The following is a 17,601-nucleotide window of genomic DNA, read 5'->3' as shown; positions in this document are numbered from 1 at the left end:
GTCGTGTCATTCCGAGGAACGAGGAATCACATTAGTTACTCTCGCTTTGAGATTGCTTCGTTCCTCGCGATGACTCAAAACTATTACTTATTCAACTCTACTGGAGGCAAATTTTCAATTTCCTTTTTTCCTAAAACCAAATCCCGAATTTTACTTCCTTTAAGATTTCTTAACTCTTCAGCAGCGGTTTCAGCAACAGCATTCGCTCCCGCTCTACCAGTATGGGTATGGTCTTTCGGGAAAAATACTTTTACAGCTTCCTGTCCTAAAACTTCATATTTCTGAGCTACTTTATCACTCAGATCGATATAATCTGCTTTCTCCTCTGCAGCTACTTCCTGAGCCCATTTTACATAGGTTGTTTTTCTTTGCTCCACTTTTCCGTTTGGCCATTCATTTCTTGGCGTTAAGCTCATCACAATTGGAGTCGCTCCTTTTTCTCCGGTTTCACGAATGTATTTTTTCATGTACCAGCCATAAGTATGCACGGTTTCCATGATACTATCGGCACGATTCACTACTCGGGTTTCATCGCTAATTCCGTGGATGGAACCTCTGAACTTTTCGCTGTCAATCTTACCCGCATCGTTATGCCCAAATTGAATAATAACAAAATCTCCCGGTTGAATTTCACTTTTAGTTTTATCCCAAAGTCCTTCATAATCAAAAGTACGGCTGCTTCTTCCTCCTCTGGCTTTGTTAACAATAGTTACACGAGTTGTATCAAAATAACGGGGAACCATCATGCCCCAACCTATTGCGTTTTCATTACTATTTTCAGCCATGGTAGAATCACCAATGAGAAAAATATTAATTTTTCGAGGTAATTTAATTACTTGATTTTCCAAGATATAATTCTTCAAAGAATTGGTAGATGCTTTTAACCCTTCAATAATTGAAGTAGCGGCCAGCACTGCTCCTTTGGCTGAAGGATGCGTATGATCTTTTTGATAAAAATACGTTCCGGTAACTTTCGCTTCTCCAAATTTCTCCAGTTTAGAAGCCATTCTGTCATTCAAATCAATAAAGGTCACTTTTTCCTGATCGGCAATTTGTTTCGCCCACAAACCATAAGAAGTATTGTTTCGAGGCAATTTCCCGTCTTTCCAAGTATTTCTAGGAATTGGCGACATCACCACAGGGATTGCTCCCTTTTCTTTGGCTTCTTTTACTACTTTACGAATATACCAACCATAAGAATGAACCACTTCCGGTTTTTTGGTAATCATATTCACAATTTTTTCCGACTTATCTGAGATTCCTTTAATTGTTCCTCTTGCTCTGATTGTATCATTCAAAGGACCATCATCATTATGTCCCCACTGAATCAGGACATAATCCCCTTTTTTTAATTTTTTGTAGACGACATCCCACAAACCTAAATTTTGATAGGTTCTGCTACTGGTTCCTCCTAAGGCATGGTTTTCCACTCTGATTTTGGTACTGTCCAAAAACTGTCCGATGTAATCGCCCCAACCCCAAAGACCTCCTGTCCCGTCACCACGACCATTTTTAACGGTTGAATCTCCAACAGTATAAACAGTAATTTTTTGTTGCGCTTCTGCCTGAAATTGCACTAAAAAAAGTACAAAAAAAGCAAAAAGTATAAATTTATTAATCTTCATTTTCACAATCATTATTTATTATTGAATATTGCAATTATCATTGCTATTGAATTTCTTATTTCTCTGTTCTAAAATCAAACCAGATATTCATTTGAATTCCTTCGTCACCACTTTTAATCCGGATACTTGCCGGCTGGCTGTGTGGTCCATGATGCTCAATAGGTTTGAAAGAACGCATTGCCGGTATTTCATACATGAACGAAATATTACCTTCCGGAAATCTCGGTTGCGGATGAGCACCGTCAAAAGCATTTTTAGGTAAATCCGGAGTAAACAATCTTAAAAACACTTTTTCGGAAGTCGAAAACATTTTGAAACTATTATTCCCTTTAGCCTTCAAAGAAGCTGCATACATGTTGGCATGGTATCCTTTAAATTCCGGTAAAATCATATTCTCAAAACTCTCTCCTGGAACGGTTTGATTGTATTCTTTTTCCCAAATCCCGGTTGTGGTTCCTTTGATTCTGTTTTTCCAAACATGATAAGGACCATTCCCCAGCCATTTGATACTTTCCACTCCTTCTTCAGGGAAATCAAAAGTAATACCAAAAGCATCTACTTTATCCTGAACAAAAGCACCATCAAAACCATTATTGGCTCCGGCATCTTTTAGCGCCAGCATTTCCATTTTTAAGCGCCCGTCAGCAGTCATGGTCCATTTGATACTTTTTATACCTCCTGTATAATTCACCACACAAACAACAGCATCCTTTTCGGTAGTAGTTTGCATATTTTTTACTTCAGCTTTCATACCAATTGGTGTAGGCCCGTTAGTCAAAGGTACCATTCCGTTTTTGTTTTTAACAGAGATGATTTTTCCTGTTTTTTTATCAAAAGAAACCTGAACATCTTTACTAACTAAAGAAACTGAAGCTGCTTCGTCTTTTATAGATACTTTAGCCTTAACTTCTTTTTTCAATAAAAATTTCTCTGCAAAATAATCTCCTTTATGAATCGGCCACGACCAGGTATAAATTTCTCTTCCATGCTGATCATGAGCGGTAATTTCAATCCAGTCTCCTTCAAAAAAGTTAGCTGCAACAGGAATTTTTATTTTCGAAGTTTCGCCTGGTTCAATATTTGGGATTTCAATTTTTCCTTTATCTAAAACTGAAATGGCATTATTTCCATAAAAAGCATTTTTGTCTCCCTTAATCACTTTGTAATCCAGAGTACAACTATTTAAATTGCTATAGATATAATCATTTGAAATGAAAAATGCACCATCAAATTTTGAAGTAATACTTACAGGAGCAAATTGAATAGGTGCCCAAATTTCTTTTATGGCAAAAAAGCTTCCTTCTTTTTCACGGTGAGGTCCTAAAACTCCGTCAGCTGCTAAAGAACCTTTGGAATCAAATTGCTCTTTTCCGGTCCAATCGACTCTTTTTACGGCTTCATCACAAAAAACCCAAATAAATCCACCGGCAAACAGCGGACTTTCTTTGTATTGTTTCCAGAAATCTTCCAGTCCTGCTCCTCCTCCATTATCATAAGTAGCGTGCATAAACTCTGTTGGAAAGAAAACATTTTCCCCATTTACAAATCGGTGAATCCCTGTTTGATACGCAGGATAATGATGCACATCCCAGCCGTCAAAGTCAGACCAAGGGTGAATGACAATGCGTTTTTGCGGATCTAAATCTCTAAAAATACTATCTGTTTTATAATTCCATCCGCCTTCGTTTCCGTTATCCCAGATAATCACCGAAGCATGATTTACATCACGAGTTACCATTTCTTTTACTAACTTACTTCCAGTCTCTGTATCATATGAATTTTGCCAACCCGCTAATTCATCCAAGACAAAAATACCTAAGGAATCACAAACTTGTAAAAAATGACTATCAGCCGGATAATGCCCGCGAACAGCATTCATATTCATATCTTTTAGCAAATTCACATCCATAATACTTAGACGTTTGCTGGTACTTCTTCCGGATTCCGGCCAAATCTCATGACGGTTAATTCCTTTCATGATAATCTTTTTACCATTGACATAAATACCGTCTTTTTTGATAAATTCTAAAGTTCTAAAACCAATACGTTCTGTAATCTCATGAATCGGTTTTCCTTTTTGTTTCAACTCTAATTTCAGATGATACAAATTAGGCGTTTCTGGACTCCATGCTTTGATGTTTGAAAACTTCATACTAATGGCTTTTTTAGTCTCTTTAGCATTAACATCAAAAGAAAAACTACCTAAAACCTTATCACTTCCATCAGCAGTTATCGAAGCCGTAACAGTACTTTTTTGAGCAATATTCTGTAAATCCAATTCGGCATTTAAGGTTCCGTCCATTTTAGCATCTACCGCTACATGAGCAATATTCTCTTTTGGCATAATTTCGAGCCAAACCGGACGATAAATTCCGCCAAAAAGCCACCAATCGGCCTTTCTTTCAGCCGCATTAACAGAATTATTAGCTGAATGCTTGGAAACATGTGCTTCCAGAACATTTGTTCCTCCGTAATTGATTAATGACGAAATATCATATTTGAACTCATAAAAACCACCCTGATGAATCGCCCCTGCCGATTTTCCGTTTATTTTAACTTCCGTATCCGTCATAGCTGCGCCAAAAACGATATAAATTGTTTTGCCTTTATCGGCAGCATCTATCTTAAATTCGTGTTTGTAGAAACCTTCTTCTTTACTAGGTTCTTTTTGATTCAATTCTTTGTACCAACGTCCATAAGTATACTCCCCAAAACCTTGTAATTCCCAGTTGGAAGGCACATTTATTTTCGACCATTGTTTACTATTAGCTCCGTCAGTACACATAAAATCCCATTGAACAGGATGTTCAAAGTCAGTTCCAGAAAGAAAAACTTTAGTAGTTTGTTGTGCATTTGCATTGATCACACATAAAAAAGGCAGGAACAACGCAATCGTAGTTTGTAATGATTTTTTAAAAAACATATTTTTTTAGTTATAATTAATTTCCATCAGGTTTTATCGTTTCAAAACGCGAACTCATTGGTAATGTCCAATTAGCGAAAGTATTTGGATAATTTGGATTGTATTGAGATACTTCTTTTAGAATATGGTTTGCCAACGGACTATTCAAATCACGAAGTCCCTTAATCACACAAAGTGCAATTTCATTGGCTCCAAAAGAATTAAAATGGGTATTGTCCTCTAATTTCTCTTTTTGACCCGGAAAAGTATTAGCGGGATATTGTACAAAGCCTTTTCGGGATGGCTCATCACCCCAGCTTTCGTATAAGGTAGTTGTTAATTTTGTAATATCAACTAACGGAACATTCATTTCCTGCGCTACTTTACGCATCGCATCCGGATAATCACCATGTGTAGGCTTTAAAGTTCCATCGGTATTAAAAGCACGACGTTGCACAGGAGTAATCAGGATAGGATTTGCACCTTTGTCTCTCGCTGCATTAACGTACTCTCTTAAAGAAGCAGAATACGAATCCCAGGGACCAATACCTGCTCCTTTTTCTTTTTCGTCGTTATGAGCAAATTCTACAATTAGGTAATCCCCCGGTTTGATAACTGATAAAACTTTCTCTAATCGCAAACTGGCCTTAAACGAGCGTAATGTTAATCCTGATGCAGCATAATTAGAAACTACAATATTTTTATCAAAATAATTAGTAATATACTGTCCCCAGGAAGCCCAAGGCTCTAAATCCTGATCGGTCACAGTAGAATCACCCGCTAAATAAACAGTGGTTACATCTGCTATCGGAGCAATAGAAATACTCTTTATTTCAACAGTTCCCAGAAATTCCAAAGTTAGTTTCTCATCCCAATTCAATTGACCCAAATCACGGTCTTTGAGTTTTATCTCAGATATCTTGTTAATTTTAGGAGTTCTGACATTTACATTAAAAATTTTTGTAGTAGTTTCTCCTTTTTTAAGCTGGTGCTGATCGAGCATCAATCTTCTTGATTCTGCTTTAATAGTTGTGTTTGTATTCTGTGAAACACTCCCATAAGTTACTGCAACCTGATAGTTTCCCTCCGGTAATTGTACTGAAAAATAAGTTGGTGCATCAATAGTAAAAGAATCTGAATTTAATTTTACTTTTTCAGCAGTATTAAAATCAAAGCCGTAACCTGATCCAGCATCATAACTTACAGATTGATTAACAACAATTACTTCCTTTGATTTTTTTACTTTTTTACCAAAGTAAAACACTTTTTTTTCTACCGTTTCTGATGTTTGTTCCACTTTTTCTTTGGAAGCCAATCCCGCTAATGCTGATGCCGAACAAGAAATATTAAAAATACCTGCCACAAAAAACAGAAGAAATAACTTTTTTATCTGAACCATAACAATCGTTATACTTTTTTAAAATAATCGCCTAAAGTAGTTTTTTTCAAATAAATCAGTATCCTGCACTGTCTAGGTGTTCTGTATTAGCTCTAAGATTTCATAATAATTTTTCTTCGTCAATCAATTTATTTAATCGATAATAAAGGAAACCATCATCTATTGGTCTAAAAAATAAGATTTATCACAATAAAAAACAAACTTCATTTTTCCTTAGTATAAAAATTTTCCAATTTTTAGGCAAAAACAGGAGAATACAGGACACGTTAAATAAAAGTTAATTTTATTTTCGTATTGCTAATAATTTATGATTATTTTTTTGTACTTTCAAAAAATAATAATTTATTATTATCATATTATTACTTCACAAACCTATTAACAAACCAAAATTATTTTTTATGAAACATCCATTCTTAAAGTATCTGGTTTTATTAAGCATCTTTCTAACCAATTTGTGTGCTTTTTCTCAAACCAATACTATTACAGGAACCATTAAAGACAATACAGGCATGCCAATACCGGGAGCCAATGTATTGATTAAAAACACCTCCACAGGGGTACAGACAGATTTTGATGGTAAATTTGCCATCAAAGCAAACCCAGAAGACATTTTAGTCGTTTCTTTCATTGGAATGAAAACAAAAGAAGTTAAAGTGGGAACCCAAAAGAGCATTAACTTCAATCTGGAAGAAGAAGGTAATAATCTGGAAGAAGTAGTGGTAGTAGGTTACGGAACCAGAAAGAAAAAAGATTTAACAGGATCTATTGTTAGTGTTGGAGCCGAAGAAATCGCCTCAAGACCGGTACAAAATGCTGTTCAGGCCATGCAAGGTAAAGCCGCAGGGGTTGACATTGGTTCAAACGAACGCCCGGGAACTGTTGGAAGCATCAACATTCGTGGATCACGTTCTATTGCTGCATTTAACTCTCCTCTGTATGTCGTAGATGGAATCCCCTTGAATTCAAGAGCCAATACTGATTCAGATGGCAACGTTACACAAGTAGGTGGTGGTATCGATTTTATCAATCCAAGCGATATTGAATCCATTGACGTGTTAAAAGATGCCTCAGCAACCGCTATTTACGGATCACGTGGAGCTAACGGAGTGGTTATTGTTACTACCAAGAAAGGAAAAAACGGAAAATTCACTCTAAATTACGATACCGCAGTTATTACTGAGAAAATTCATGAATTCGCTCCATTGATGAATGCCGGGGAATACATCGAGCTACGTCGTTGGGCAAGATATTATTCTAATCCTGGGGCTTTCGCACCTGGAAATGCACCAACTATTGCCAATGACAGAGATATATTTTTAGCAACAGCCGATCCTGCTGCCTGGGCAAATATTGAAAAAGGATGGGCTGGAGGAACTTGGGACGGTTCAAAAGTAAGCACTACTGACTGGACTAAATTTGTCACTCAAACCGGAGTTACCCAACAACATACTATAAGCGTTAGTGGAGGTACAGAAAAAATGAAGGCCTATGGTTCATTTGGTTATCTGGACAATACAGGAACCCTAAAAGGACAAAGCTTCAAACGTTATAACGGTATTGCAAATATTGACATTACTCCAACTAGCTGGTTCTCGATGGGAGCCAATCTTAACACTAGTTATGGAATAAATGAATATGGATTATCTAATGTCGGTCGATCAGCAGTAGCATCTTCTGACGGAATTTACCTTACTGCCAGACAAAATCTACCTTACGCAGTTCCTCTTGATGCCGATGGTAACAGAATACAAAATCCCGGAGGAGATTCTACCATTAGGAATGTTTTTGAAGAATACAAATACTCTCAGGATCAACGTGTAACCTTACGTGCTTTTGGTAGTTTTTATGCTCAACTAGATTTTGGTGCATTTTCAAAAGCTTTAGACGGTTTAAAATACCGTGTCAATTTTGGACCTGACATTACTACCTACAGAAACGGAGTGTTTTTAAATGGATTATCCTCTGCTCGCTCCGGAACCAGTTTTGCTTCATTGTCAAAAAATCAAACAATTTCTTACACCTTAGACAATTTAATTTTATACAACAAAACAATTGGTAAACATGATTTTGGCGTAACCTTATTACAAAGCCAGACACAATACTCTAATGAAGAGAGCTCTATGTCTGCACAAAACATTCAAAATGTAGAAAACAAATGGAATGCTTTAACTACAGCGAATGTAACTTTAAACGGTTATGCTTCGAACATTATCGAATCTGGGTTATTTTCTTATATGGGAAGAATTACCTATGGCTACGATGATAAATATCTATTAACAGCTTCATTACGTTATGACTCAGCTTCGCAACTATCAAAATTAAACCGAAGAGATCAATTTACCAGTGCCTCTTTAGCCTGGCGTATAGACAAAGAAGAATTTTTACAAAATATTTCATGGCTTAATTCACTCAAGCTAAGAGCCGGATATGGAGTAACTGGTAATGCTGCTGTACCAGCTTATGAAACACAACCACCATTAAGTCAGGTACTTTACTCAACATCATCTGGGGTTTTAACCAATTTAAAATTAGGAAACGTTGAATTAGGCTGGGAAAAAACAACACAATACAATTACGGTATTGATTTCGGTGTGTTCAACAACAGGATTTCAGGAAGTTTAGAATATTATACTTCTAAAACGAATGATTTATTATTATCCCGAAGTATCCCAACAGTTGGTGGTTACGATAAGACACTGGCAAATATTGGGAAAACAGAAGGAAGTGGTGTTGAACTTACTTTAAACACAATTAATGTCAAAACAACCGATTTTGAATGGAGCTCCAGCCTAAGTGCCTCTTATCAAAAAAGTAGAATCGTTGAATTACAAAATGGAAAACAAGATGACCTTTTAAACAATAGATTTATTGGATATTCACCAGGAATCATATACGGCTTTGAATCTAACGGAATTTGGAGACCGGAAGATGCAGAAGAAATGGCTAAATTTAATGCAGCTGCAGGCTCCACAGTTTTCACATTTGGTAACGCCAGACCGGTAGATCAAAACGGTGATTACAAAATTGATGCTAACAACGATCGTGTAATTATAGGAAGTACCGAACCAAAATATATCACAGGACTAACTAATACTTTCACTTACAAAAATATAGAATTATCTATTTTTGTTATTGGGCGCTTTGGTTATCTGTACAATGCCGGAGGCGAAAACCTAAGTGGTAAAACCAGCCAAAGACAACTGGACTACTACACAGATGACAATACTGATGCTGAATACCAAAAACCGATTTTTTCCGCAGGAACAGGTGATTTATACAATCCTATTCTAGGTTACAAAAATGGTTCTTTCTTAAAAATTAGAAACATATCTTTAGGATATAACTTCGAAACAGATTTTGTGCAAAAAATTGGATTATCAAGATTAAGAATCTATGCGCAAGCTTCCAATCCAGGGATGATTTTCTCCAAAGTGAAATGGGTAGATCTTGATACAAGAACTACTTATTCCAACAGAGGATTTACATTAGGATTAAATGTTCAGTTCTAATAAAAAAACAAATATTATGAAAAATTATAAAACACTATATATCAACTTAATGCTAGTAGCTACAATTGGACTTAGTAGCTCTTGCAGTCAGGATTTTCTGGATGAAAAATTAACCACTGCATACACTAATGAGTATCTAAAGACAGAGGAAGGAATAAAGGCCTTATCAGTAGGGACATATTATCAGGTTTTTGCCTTAGATATGAACAGGGAAGTCCCACTAACAGCTAATGAATCAGGCACAGATGAATTTCACGTAGGTGGAGATCCTTCAAACGGTTTATGGAATTCTTATGCATCTGGATTTGGATCATTTGTAACCGTATCTAATTCTAATACCGTAGCAGCCAATACCAATTGGGATAACTTATATATTGGAATAGGGAATGCCAACCAATTAATCGAATCAGCGACCACCATTGCCTCGACTAATGATGCCATCAAAAAAATCGCATTAGGAGAAGGTTACTTTATGAGGGCTTACAATTATTTAAAATTAGTAAGACAATATGGTGACGTTCCTCTAAAGTTAATTCCTAACAGTACTACAGTAGAATTAGAATTTACCAGAACACCCGCTCAAGAAGTTTTAAGCCAAATTATTGATGATTTTACTCAGGCATACAATTTATTAGTGAATACAGGTGGTCCAAATAAAATCACCAAAGATGCTGCAGCTCATTATTTAGCTAAAGCTTATTTAACCCGTGCCAGCGAAATTAATGATGCTTGGAATTCAGCAACCAAAACAACTGACTTACAACAGGTGGTTACTTTATCAGATGAAGTAATTTCCCGTCACCCATTAGCTCCCAACTATGTCAACTTATGGGATTTTAAAGCTGCTGACGGAGCTAATGAAAAATTATCAGAATTAATCCTATCAGCTGACTTTAACTCTAACCAATTAACAACTGGTGGAAATCAACAACATTTGTATTTCCTTTCTACCTATGACCAACTACCTCAAATGATTCGTAATACAGCAGGTGGAAGACCGTTTAGCCGCTTAGCACCCACTTATTTTACATATGATGTATTTGACAAAGTAAACGATTCCCGCTTTTGGAAAAGCTTTCAGACTAAAAGCATTGTAAACAACAGAGTATCAGGAAGTATTTATGTCAATGGCGATTTAGGTATTATGTACATAATGAATAGCCCTTCAGATACAAGATTTGCAAAAACCAGAAATGATGGTACAATAATATATTCCAAAACAGGAAAAGTAATTCCAAGTGTCTTTGTGGCTTATGCCGATGATAATTTTGGTTTAATGAAAGATGTACGTTTCCCTTCTCTAAGTAAGTACATGGATGGTTCCCGACTTGATTTTAATGCTACAAAAGGAAGCCGTGATATCATATTAGCACGTTCTGCTGAAACTTATTTAATGGCTGCAGAAGCTAAAATACGTTTAGCTAAATTAGGAACAGGATCTTATGGTGATGCCTTAAGCTATATTAATACAGTTCGCAATCGTGCTACTTACAAATCTGGCGAAGACAGAGCTGCCTATACTGATGGCTCAGCCGCATGGACAACAGCAGTACAAGGAGGAAGAGCCAGCTCTTTTATTGCTGAAAATTCATATTACGAATCAAACGACATACCAGTAACAACAGCTGCTACTGATTTAACCATCACTGCTATTAATGTTCTTCCGGCTGCAGATCAGGCAGTAATTACAAAATTAGGCTACACGACTGATTACGATCGCATGCTTTGCTTAGTTTTAAACGAACGTACCAGAGAACTCTGCGGCGAATTCCATCGTTGGGAAGACTTAAGCAGAACCAAGACTCTAATCGCAAGAGCCAAAGCTTACAATCCGGAAGCTGAACCTAACATCAGAGAAATTCATAATTTACGTCCAATACCACAGACATTCCTAGATGGAATTTATGTAAACGGAAGACCATTAACTGCGGCAGAAAAAACAGCCATGCAAAACCCTGGCTACTAAATAATTAAATATATATTCATTAAAAGAGGAGGCTTAAAAACCTCCTCTTTTTAATTGTAAGCAAAAAAAAGACTTAAATAGCTGAAATTAGCTTTTTAAGTCTTAATGTTTGTGCGGATAATAGGACTCGAACCTACACGCCTTGCGGCACCAGATCCTAAGTCTGGCACGTCTACCAATTTCGCCATATCCGCGCGTTATTGTGGGTGCAAATATAAGCATACTTTCCAATATTCAAAGCAAAAAATTAAAAAAAATTATTATTCTGTTTTTTGTATTTTTGAAAGAAGCAAAATACAGCCTAATTAATGGAAAATATCAAAACCTATATCCACCAAAATAAAGATCGTTTTATAAACGAATTAATTGAATTATTAAAAATCCCATCTGTAAGCGCCGACTCAGCTTATTCGCAAGATGTCATAGATACTTCTGAAGCTGTGAAATTAAGTTTAGAACAAGCAGGTTGTGATAAGGTTGAGATATGCGAAACCAACGGATATCCGATTGTGTATGGCGAAAAAATCATTGACCCAAATTTACCAACCGTTCTGGTGTACGGCCATTACGATGTACAGCCACCCGATCCGATGGAACTTTGGACTTCTCCTCCATTTGAACCCGTAATTAAAAAAACCGACATCCATCCTGAAGGCGCTATTTTTGCTCGTGGTGCATGCGATGACAAAGGTCAGATGTACATGCACGTCAAAGCTGTGGAATATATGATTGCTAATAATTGCCTGCCTTGTAATGTAAAATTCATGATTGAAGGTGAGGAAGAAGTGGGCAGTGTCAATCTGAAAACATTCGTAGAAAACAACGCAGCAAAACTTAAAAATGACGTCATACTGATTTCTGACACCGGAATGATTTCTAATCAGCAACCTTCTATTACTACAGGATTACGAGGTTTAAGTTATGTAGAAGTGGAAGTTACAGGACCTAATCGCGATTTACATTCCGGATTGTACGGCGGAGCAGTTGCCAATCCAATAAATATTTTGAGTCAAATGATCGCTTCCCTACACGATGAAAACAATCGTATTACCATTCCCGGGTTTTATGACAAAGTAGAAGAATTATCACTACAAGAAAGAGCCGAAATGGCTAAAGCGCCGTTCGATATTGAAGAATACAAAAAAGCACTCGACTTAAAAGACGTTTACGGTGAAGAAGGTTATGTGACCAACGAAAGAAATGCCATTCGTCCAACTCTCGACGTCAACGGAATTTGGGGCGGTTATACTGGACAGGGTGCTAAAACCGTAATTCCATCTAAGGCTTATGCTAAAATATCGATGCGCTTGGTCCCGAATCAGGATTGGGAAGAAATCACCGAATTATTTACCAAGCATTTCATCTCTATTGCTCCCGCAGCAGTGAGCGTAAAAGTCACACCTCATCATGGTGGTCAGGGTTATGTAACGCCCATTGACAGCATTGGTTACCAAGCTGCTAACAAGGCCTACACCGAAACCTTTGGAATCCCTGCGATTCCCGTTCGCTCAGGCGGAAGCATCCCCATTGTTGCCTTATTTGAAAAAGAACTCAAAAGCAAAACTATCCTGATGGGATTTGGTCTCGACAGCGATGCGATTCATTCCCCTAACGAACATTTTGGAGTATTTAATTACCTGAAAGGAATTGAAACCATTCCGTTGTTTTATAAATATTTTGTAGAGTTGTCAAAATAGTTTTACCGCAGAGTGAGCTTTTTTTTGCAAAATACGCAAGTTAAAAATGTAAAATCCGTTCAGCAATGAGCGGATTTTTTTTAATAACATCAACTATACTTATACCCCAAATAAGGCATCGGTTTTTCTATGAAGTGAATCCCGTATTGTTCTAATTCTTTCAATATAGGCATATAAACTTCTTTACGAATAGGAATTTGAACGCCTGTAGTTTTTATTTTTCCATTTAGGATTAACAAAGTTGCAATAGCTACGGGTAATCCCACGGTTTTTGCCATGGCAGTATACGTCTGATCTTGTCCTATGCAAACCATTTGGGAATCCATTTGTACTTTTTTACCGTCCAACTCATAACCAAACTTATGATACATCACAATCATATCTTTGTCCTCAGGTTGAAGCGTCCAGCTGTCATTGAGGATTTTTTCCAAGATTTGAGCTGGTGTTGCATTTTTTAATCCTACGATTTTGTTATCATTGAATAAATCCAATTCCAATAATTTATCCCACATAATGTCATCCTGATCGATTTTGAGCAGTAAACGGGTTTTAATTTCTACCGAATCCGTGGGATGATACGGCAAAAAGGAATTCATAAACTGACGGTAACTCATGTTCTCGGAGTTTTCTATGATATAGGAATCATCCGTCATACCGAGCTGCACAAACATATTCCAGGCTTTGGAAAAGCCCACCTTACGAATCGTACCCCGATACAAAGTAAGAATATCTTCCAGTCCATAAATACTTCGGTATTTTAAAGAATCCCTGTTGGAATACGCTTCAAACTTGCCGTAACCATCCACTTCTAAAAACTCCGTGCGACGAAACAAACTGGTGTAAGGAATGTATTTATATGTTCCTTCCTGAATAAATTTGGCAACACCACCCTGACCCGCCAAAACCACATTACGAGGTGCCCAGGTGAATTTATAATTCCAGAGATTCGTATCCGATTCGGGAGCTACTAATCCGCCACAAAAGGATTCGAACAATAACATTTCCCCCCCTTTTTCCCTGATTTCGTCAATGACTTTCATAGCACTCATGTGATCGATTCCGGGGTCCAATCCTATTTCATTCATAAAAATGAGTCCGTTCATTTTCACCTCCGCATCAAGAGCCAGCATTGCCTCGCTAATATAGGATGCCGTGACCAAGTTTTTCTTAAAAAGAACACAATCTTTGGCTATTTCGATATGCAAATGCGCCGGCAACATCGAAATCACGATATCTGATTGTTGGATGGCAGTTTTTCGTTGAATTTCATTAAAAATATCCAGAGCAATTGCGGTAGCATTGGGATGATTACTGGTCTTCTTTTGCGCCAATTCTAAGGACAAATCGGCAATTACAAGATGCAATTGTTCTTCTTCAGATTGATCCAAAAGATACTGTATCAATGAAGAAGCGGAACGACCTGCTCCAATAATTAAAATGTGTCTCATAGCGGGGAAAATATAAATCAAAAATAGGCAAATGTTTGTGCTAACACAAATACTAGCTATTAAATAAAAAAGTTAATATAACCGCAAATTCGCAAATTTTTACCAACTAACTTAATTTGCAAATTTGCGGTAAATAATTAAACATCTAAGTATACTTGAAAACTACTTTTCCGAATAAAATTCACAAAACTTTAGCATAATACCAGCTAAACTATCCTCTGGAAAACTTTCGGATTCCTTGAATTTCAAATACTTTTGTAGAGAACCTAAACAGAACAAAAATGGATAAAAAAACAACTGCTACAGCAGCGGTCTTCGGAATGATTGCTATTATTTTAGGCGCTTTTGGTGCTCATGCGCTAAAAAAAGTACTCAGCATTGAACAACTGGCCACATTTGAAACAGGAGTGCGCTACCAGATGTATCATGCTCTTTTTTTATTGTTCATCGGACTTATCCCTGTCTTAACTTCGAAAGCAAAAAAAATTATTTATAATCTGGTGTTTTTGGGCGTGCTGTTGTTTTCAGGTTCAATTTACTTATTGGCTACTAATGAGCTTACACCGTTTTTCGACTTCAAAATAATTGGATTTGTCACACCGATTGGCGGATTGCTGTTAATCAGCGCCTGGACTGTTTTGCTCTGTAATATCACAAAAAAAAACCGCTAAAAATCAGGGATTCAAAACAGGAAGTCAATTTTATGTTTTATCTTTATAAAAAGGCTGAAAAGTCAATAAATTCAATTGCTCATGAATACGAATCACATACTTTTTCTTGAAAATATCGGAATTAAAAATGCCAACATACATTCTCAGTTAACTCCCGGACAATTACACGATTTGACGCTGCAGCGTCGCGAGGGAACAGAAACTTCCACCGGAGCTTTGGCTATCAACACGGGGAAGTTTTCCGGTCGGTCACCGCAGGATCGCTTTATTGTCAAAGACAGCATAACTGAAAATGAAGTGTGGTGGGGTGATGTCAATATTCCTTTTGAAGCGGCTAAATTTGATGCATTATTCAACAAACTAACCGAATACTTATCCAACAAGGAACTTTTTATCAGAGATGCCTACGTTTGTGCCGACCCTAATTATAGATTAAATGTTCGCGTGATTACTGAAACACCCTGGGAAAACTTATTTGCCTACAACATGTTTCTGAGACCCGAAGAAAAAGAATTAGCTAATTTCATTGCCGACTGGACTTTAATTTGCGCACCCAGTTTCCAAGCCGATTCTAAAACAGATGGAACCCGTCAGGAAAATTTTGCCATCTTAAATTTCACGCGAAAAACCATTATCATTGGCGGAACAGCTTATACGGGCGAAATGAAAAAAGGCGTTTTTTCGGCTTTAAATTTTATACTGCCTGTTTTTAAAAATGCCTTATCCATGCATTGTAGTGCCAATGTGGGTGAAAATGGTGAAACCGCCATTTTCTTTGGACTTTCCGGGACCGGAAAAACAACACTTTCTGCCGACCCCGACCGAAAATTGATTGGCGATGACGAACACGGATGGACTGCTGAAAACACCGTTTTTAATTTTGAAGGAGGTTGTTATGCCAAGGTCGTTAACTTGAGCGAAGAGAACGAACCTGATATTTTTAATGCCGTAAAAAGAGGCGCACTCTTAGAAAATATTGTTTTTAAAAAAGGTACTAACGAAGTAGATTATACCGATATTTCTGTTACTCCAAATACACGGGTAAGCTATCCAATTGACCACATTCATAATATTCAGCCGGGTTCAATTGGCAGCAATCCTAAAAATATTTTCTTCTTAACGGCGGATTCTTTTGGAATCCTGCCTCCTATTGCCCGATTGACACCCGGTCAGGCGGCTTACCACTTCATTTCGGGATATACGGCAAAGATTGCCGGAACCGAAGCCGGAGTAACCGAACCTCAGCCCAATTTTTCGGCTTGTTTTGGTGCGCCATTTATGCCTTTGCATCCTACCAGATATGCCGAAATGCTGAGCAAAAAAATGAAAGATGCCGATGTAAAAGTGTGGCTAATCAATACCGGCTGGACCGGAGGCGCTTATGGCACTGGAAGCCGAATGAAATTAAAATATACCCGTGCCATGATTACGGCTGCTTTAAACGGAGAACTGAACAACGTAAACTATCACAATCATGCTGTTTTTAAAATGGCTATTCCGGAAACCTGCCCAGAAGTACCAAGCGAAATTTTGAATCCAAGAAACACCTGGGAAGACAAAGAGCTTTACGACACAAAAGCAATTGAACTAGCAAATAAATTCAAAGCTAATTTTGCACAATTTGAGTCTTATGCTAATGACGAAATTATGGCTGGCGCTCCGGAAGTGTAAATCAAATCCTTTTGTAAACCACAAAACCCGACAATTGATAGTTATCGGGTTTTGTGTTTTTTAGCTGAATACTTGTTTTTTTTAATGGTTTTACTTTACGGGCACAAGCGGGACGCTTGCGCTAGCCGGTATGTCTAATCACCTTAATATTTGCTCGTTTCTTTATCATTAAACGCTTCTTTAACTTTTTCAGAAAGAAAGACATTACCAAATAGACCATAACCAATATTTCTGCTTTCACTCTTCCATGATATCTTGGTAATTGAAAACAAAATGTAATTATCTCTTGTTACAGAGTTTTCTACTAATTTCTCAGCCAATGAACTTCCAAGTAAAATTCCGAGATTTTCCATATCAGATGCGTTTTCTGATACTGAATTTTGAACAATTTGATTTACTACAGATTTTACCGCTTGTTTATGTTCTTCAGTACTTGGATTTGTAAAAACTGCTATCAAAATTATAACTCCAAAAATTATAATCGCCCAATTAGATTTTCTCATAATGTGTTTTTTTAAAAAATTGTATTAAATGTATTCTTTTTACATATTTTTGTTGAAGTTTTTATCATTATGTTGATGTATGTCTCGCATCACTTAAGATGTGAATTAATTCATATTACATGATAAAGATTACTTTAAAAACAAAAAGATTTAATTTTGAGATTAAGCTAAAAAACTTAATTAAAGATTTTATTTTTTTATTCTAAGGAT

Annotated in this window: 10 protein-coding genes and 1 tRNA gene; 5 read left to right on the top strand and 6 right to left on the bottom strand. The window is 36.9% G+C overall.

All coding sequences use genetic code 11. The features are described 5' to 3' along the window. Positions 1-83 precede the first annotated feature (83 nt). Genes ABS764_RS10205 through ABS764_RS10195 form a run of 3 tightly spaced genes read right to left on the bottom strand, consistent with a single transcriptional unit; the run spans position 84 to position 5,926 of the window. Complete coding sequence (locus ABS764_RS10205; RefSeq protein WP_408081688.1) at positions 84-1,625, bottom strand: rhamnogalacturonan acetylesterase; 1,542 nt, start codon at positions 1,623-1,625, stop codon at positions 84-86. A gap of 55 nt (positions 1,626-1,680) precedes the next feature. After that, positions 1,681-4,548 carry a glycoside hydrolase family 2 TIM barrel-domain containing protein gene (locus ABS764_RS10200; RefSeq protein WP_408081687.1) on the bottom strand — a complete coding sequence of 956 codons (2,868 nt, stop codon included), beginning with the start codon at positions 4,546-4,548 and terminating at the stop codon, positions 1,681-1,683. 16 nt (positions 4,549-4,564) lie between these two features. After that, positions 4,565-5,926: a rhamnogalacturonan acetylesterase gene (locus ABS764_RS10195; RefSeq protein WP_408081686.1), complete on the bottom strand. Its 1,362-nt coding sequence runs from the start codon at positions 5,924-5,926 to the stop codon at positions 4,565-4,567. A 398-nt stretch (positions 5,927-6,324) separates the two neighbouring features. Here ABS764_RS10195 and ABS764_RS10190 point away from each other — a divergent pair, with 398 nt between their 5' ends. Together ABS764_RS10190 and ABS764_RS10185 are read left to right on the top strand one after the other, a co-directional pair. Next, the gene (locus ABS764_RS10190) at positions 6,325-9,435 is read left to right on the top strand and encodes a SusC/RagA family TonB-linked outer membrane protein (RefSeq protein WP_408081685.1); all 3,111 of its coding nucleotides are present in this window, start codon (positions 6,325-6,327) and stop codon (positions 9,433-9,435) included. A gap of 16 nt (positions 9,436-9,451) precedes the next feature. Continuing rightward, on the top strand, positions 9,452-11,401 hold the full coding sequence (locus tag ABS764_RS10185) for a RagB/SusD family nutrient uptake outer membrane protein (protein WP_408081684.1): 1,950 nt from the start codon (positions 9,452-9,454) through the stop codon (positions 11,399-11,401). A 112-nt stretch (positions 11,402-11,513) separates the two neighbouring features. Here the strand turns inward: ABS764_RS10185 and ABS764_RS10180 are convergent. After that, positions 11,514-11,595 (bottom strand) — tRNA-Leu (locus tag ABS764_RS10180). 114 nt (positions 11,596-11,709) lie between these two features. Here ABS764_RS10180 and ABS764_RS10175 point away from each other — a divergent pair. Further along, positions 11,710-13,098 carry a dipeptidase gene (locus ABS764_RS10175; RefSeq protein ID WP_408081683.1) on the top strand — a complete coding sequence of 463 codons (1,389 nt, stop codon included), beginning with the start codon at positions 11,710-11,712 and terminating at the stop codon, positions 13,096-13,098. 89 nt (positions 13,099-13,187) lie between these two features. Here ABS764_RS10175 and ABS764_RS10170 read toward each other — a convergent pair whose 3' ends face one another. Continuing rightward, on the bottom strand, positions 13,188-14,546 hold the full coding sequence (locus ABS764_RS10170; RefSeq protein WP_408081682.1) for a saccharopine dehydrogenase family protein: 1,359 nt from the start codon (positions 14,544-14,546) through the stop codon (positions 13,188-13,190). A 281-nt stretch (positions 14,547-14,827) separates the two neighbouring features. Here ABS764_RS10170 and ABS764_RS10165 point away from each other — a divergent pair, with 281 nt between their 5' ends. Beyond that, the gene (locus ABS764_RS10165) at positions 14,828-15,217 is read left to right on the top strand and encodes a DUF423 domain-containing protein (protein ID WP_408081681.1); all 390 of its coding nucleotides are present in this window, start codon (positions 14,828-14,830) and stop codon (positions 15,215-15,217) included. An 81-nt stretch (positions 15,218-15,298) separates the two neighbouring features. Beyond that, positions 15,299-16,888 (top strand): phosphoenolpyruvate carboxykinase (ATP), encoded by a 1,590-nt coding sequence (gene pckA / locus ABS764_RS10160; protein ID WP_408081680.1) that lies wholly within the window; start codon positions 15,299-15,301, stop codon positions 16,886-16,888. Between the two features lie 143 nt (positions 16,889-17,031). Here pckA and ABS764_RS10155 read toward each other — a convergent pair whose 3' ends face one another. Further along, a complete protein-coding gene (locus ABS764_RS10155; protein ID WP_408081679.1) occupies positions 17,032-17,391 on the bottom strand; it encodes a DUF4359 domain-containing protein in 360 nt (119 codons plus the stop codon). Positions 17,392-17,601: the final 210 nt, after the last annotated feature.

Origin of the sequence: Flavobacterium plantiphilum, assembly GCF_046000495.1 — a bacterium.
Lineage (GTDB): Bacteria > Bacteroidota > Bacteroidia > Flavobacteriales > Flavobacteriaceae > Flavobacterium > Flavobacterium plantiphilum.
This window is presented reverse-complemented; position numbering and strand designations above follow the sequence as displayed.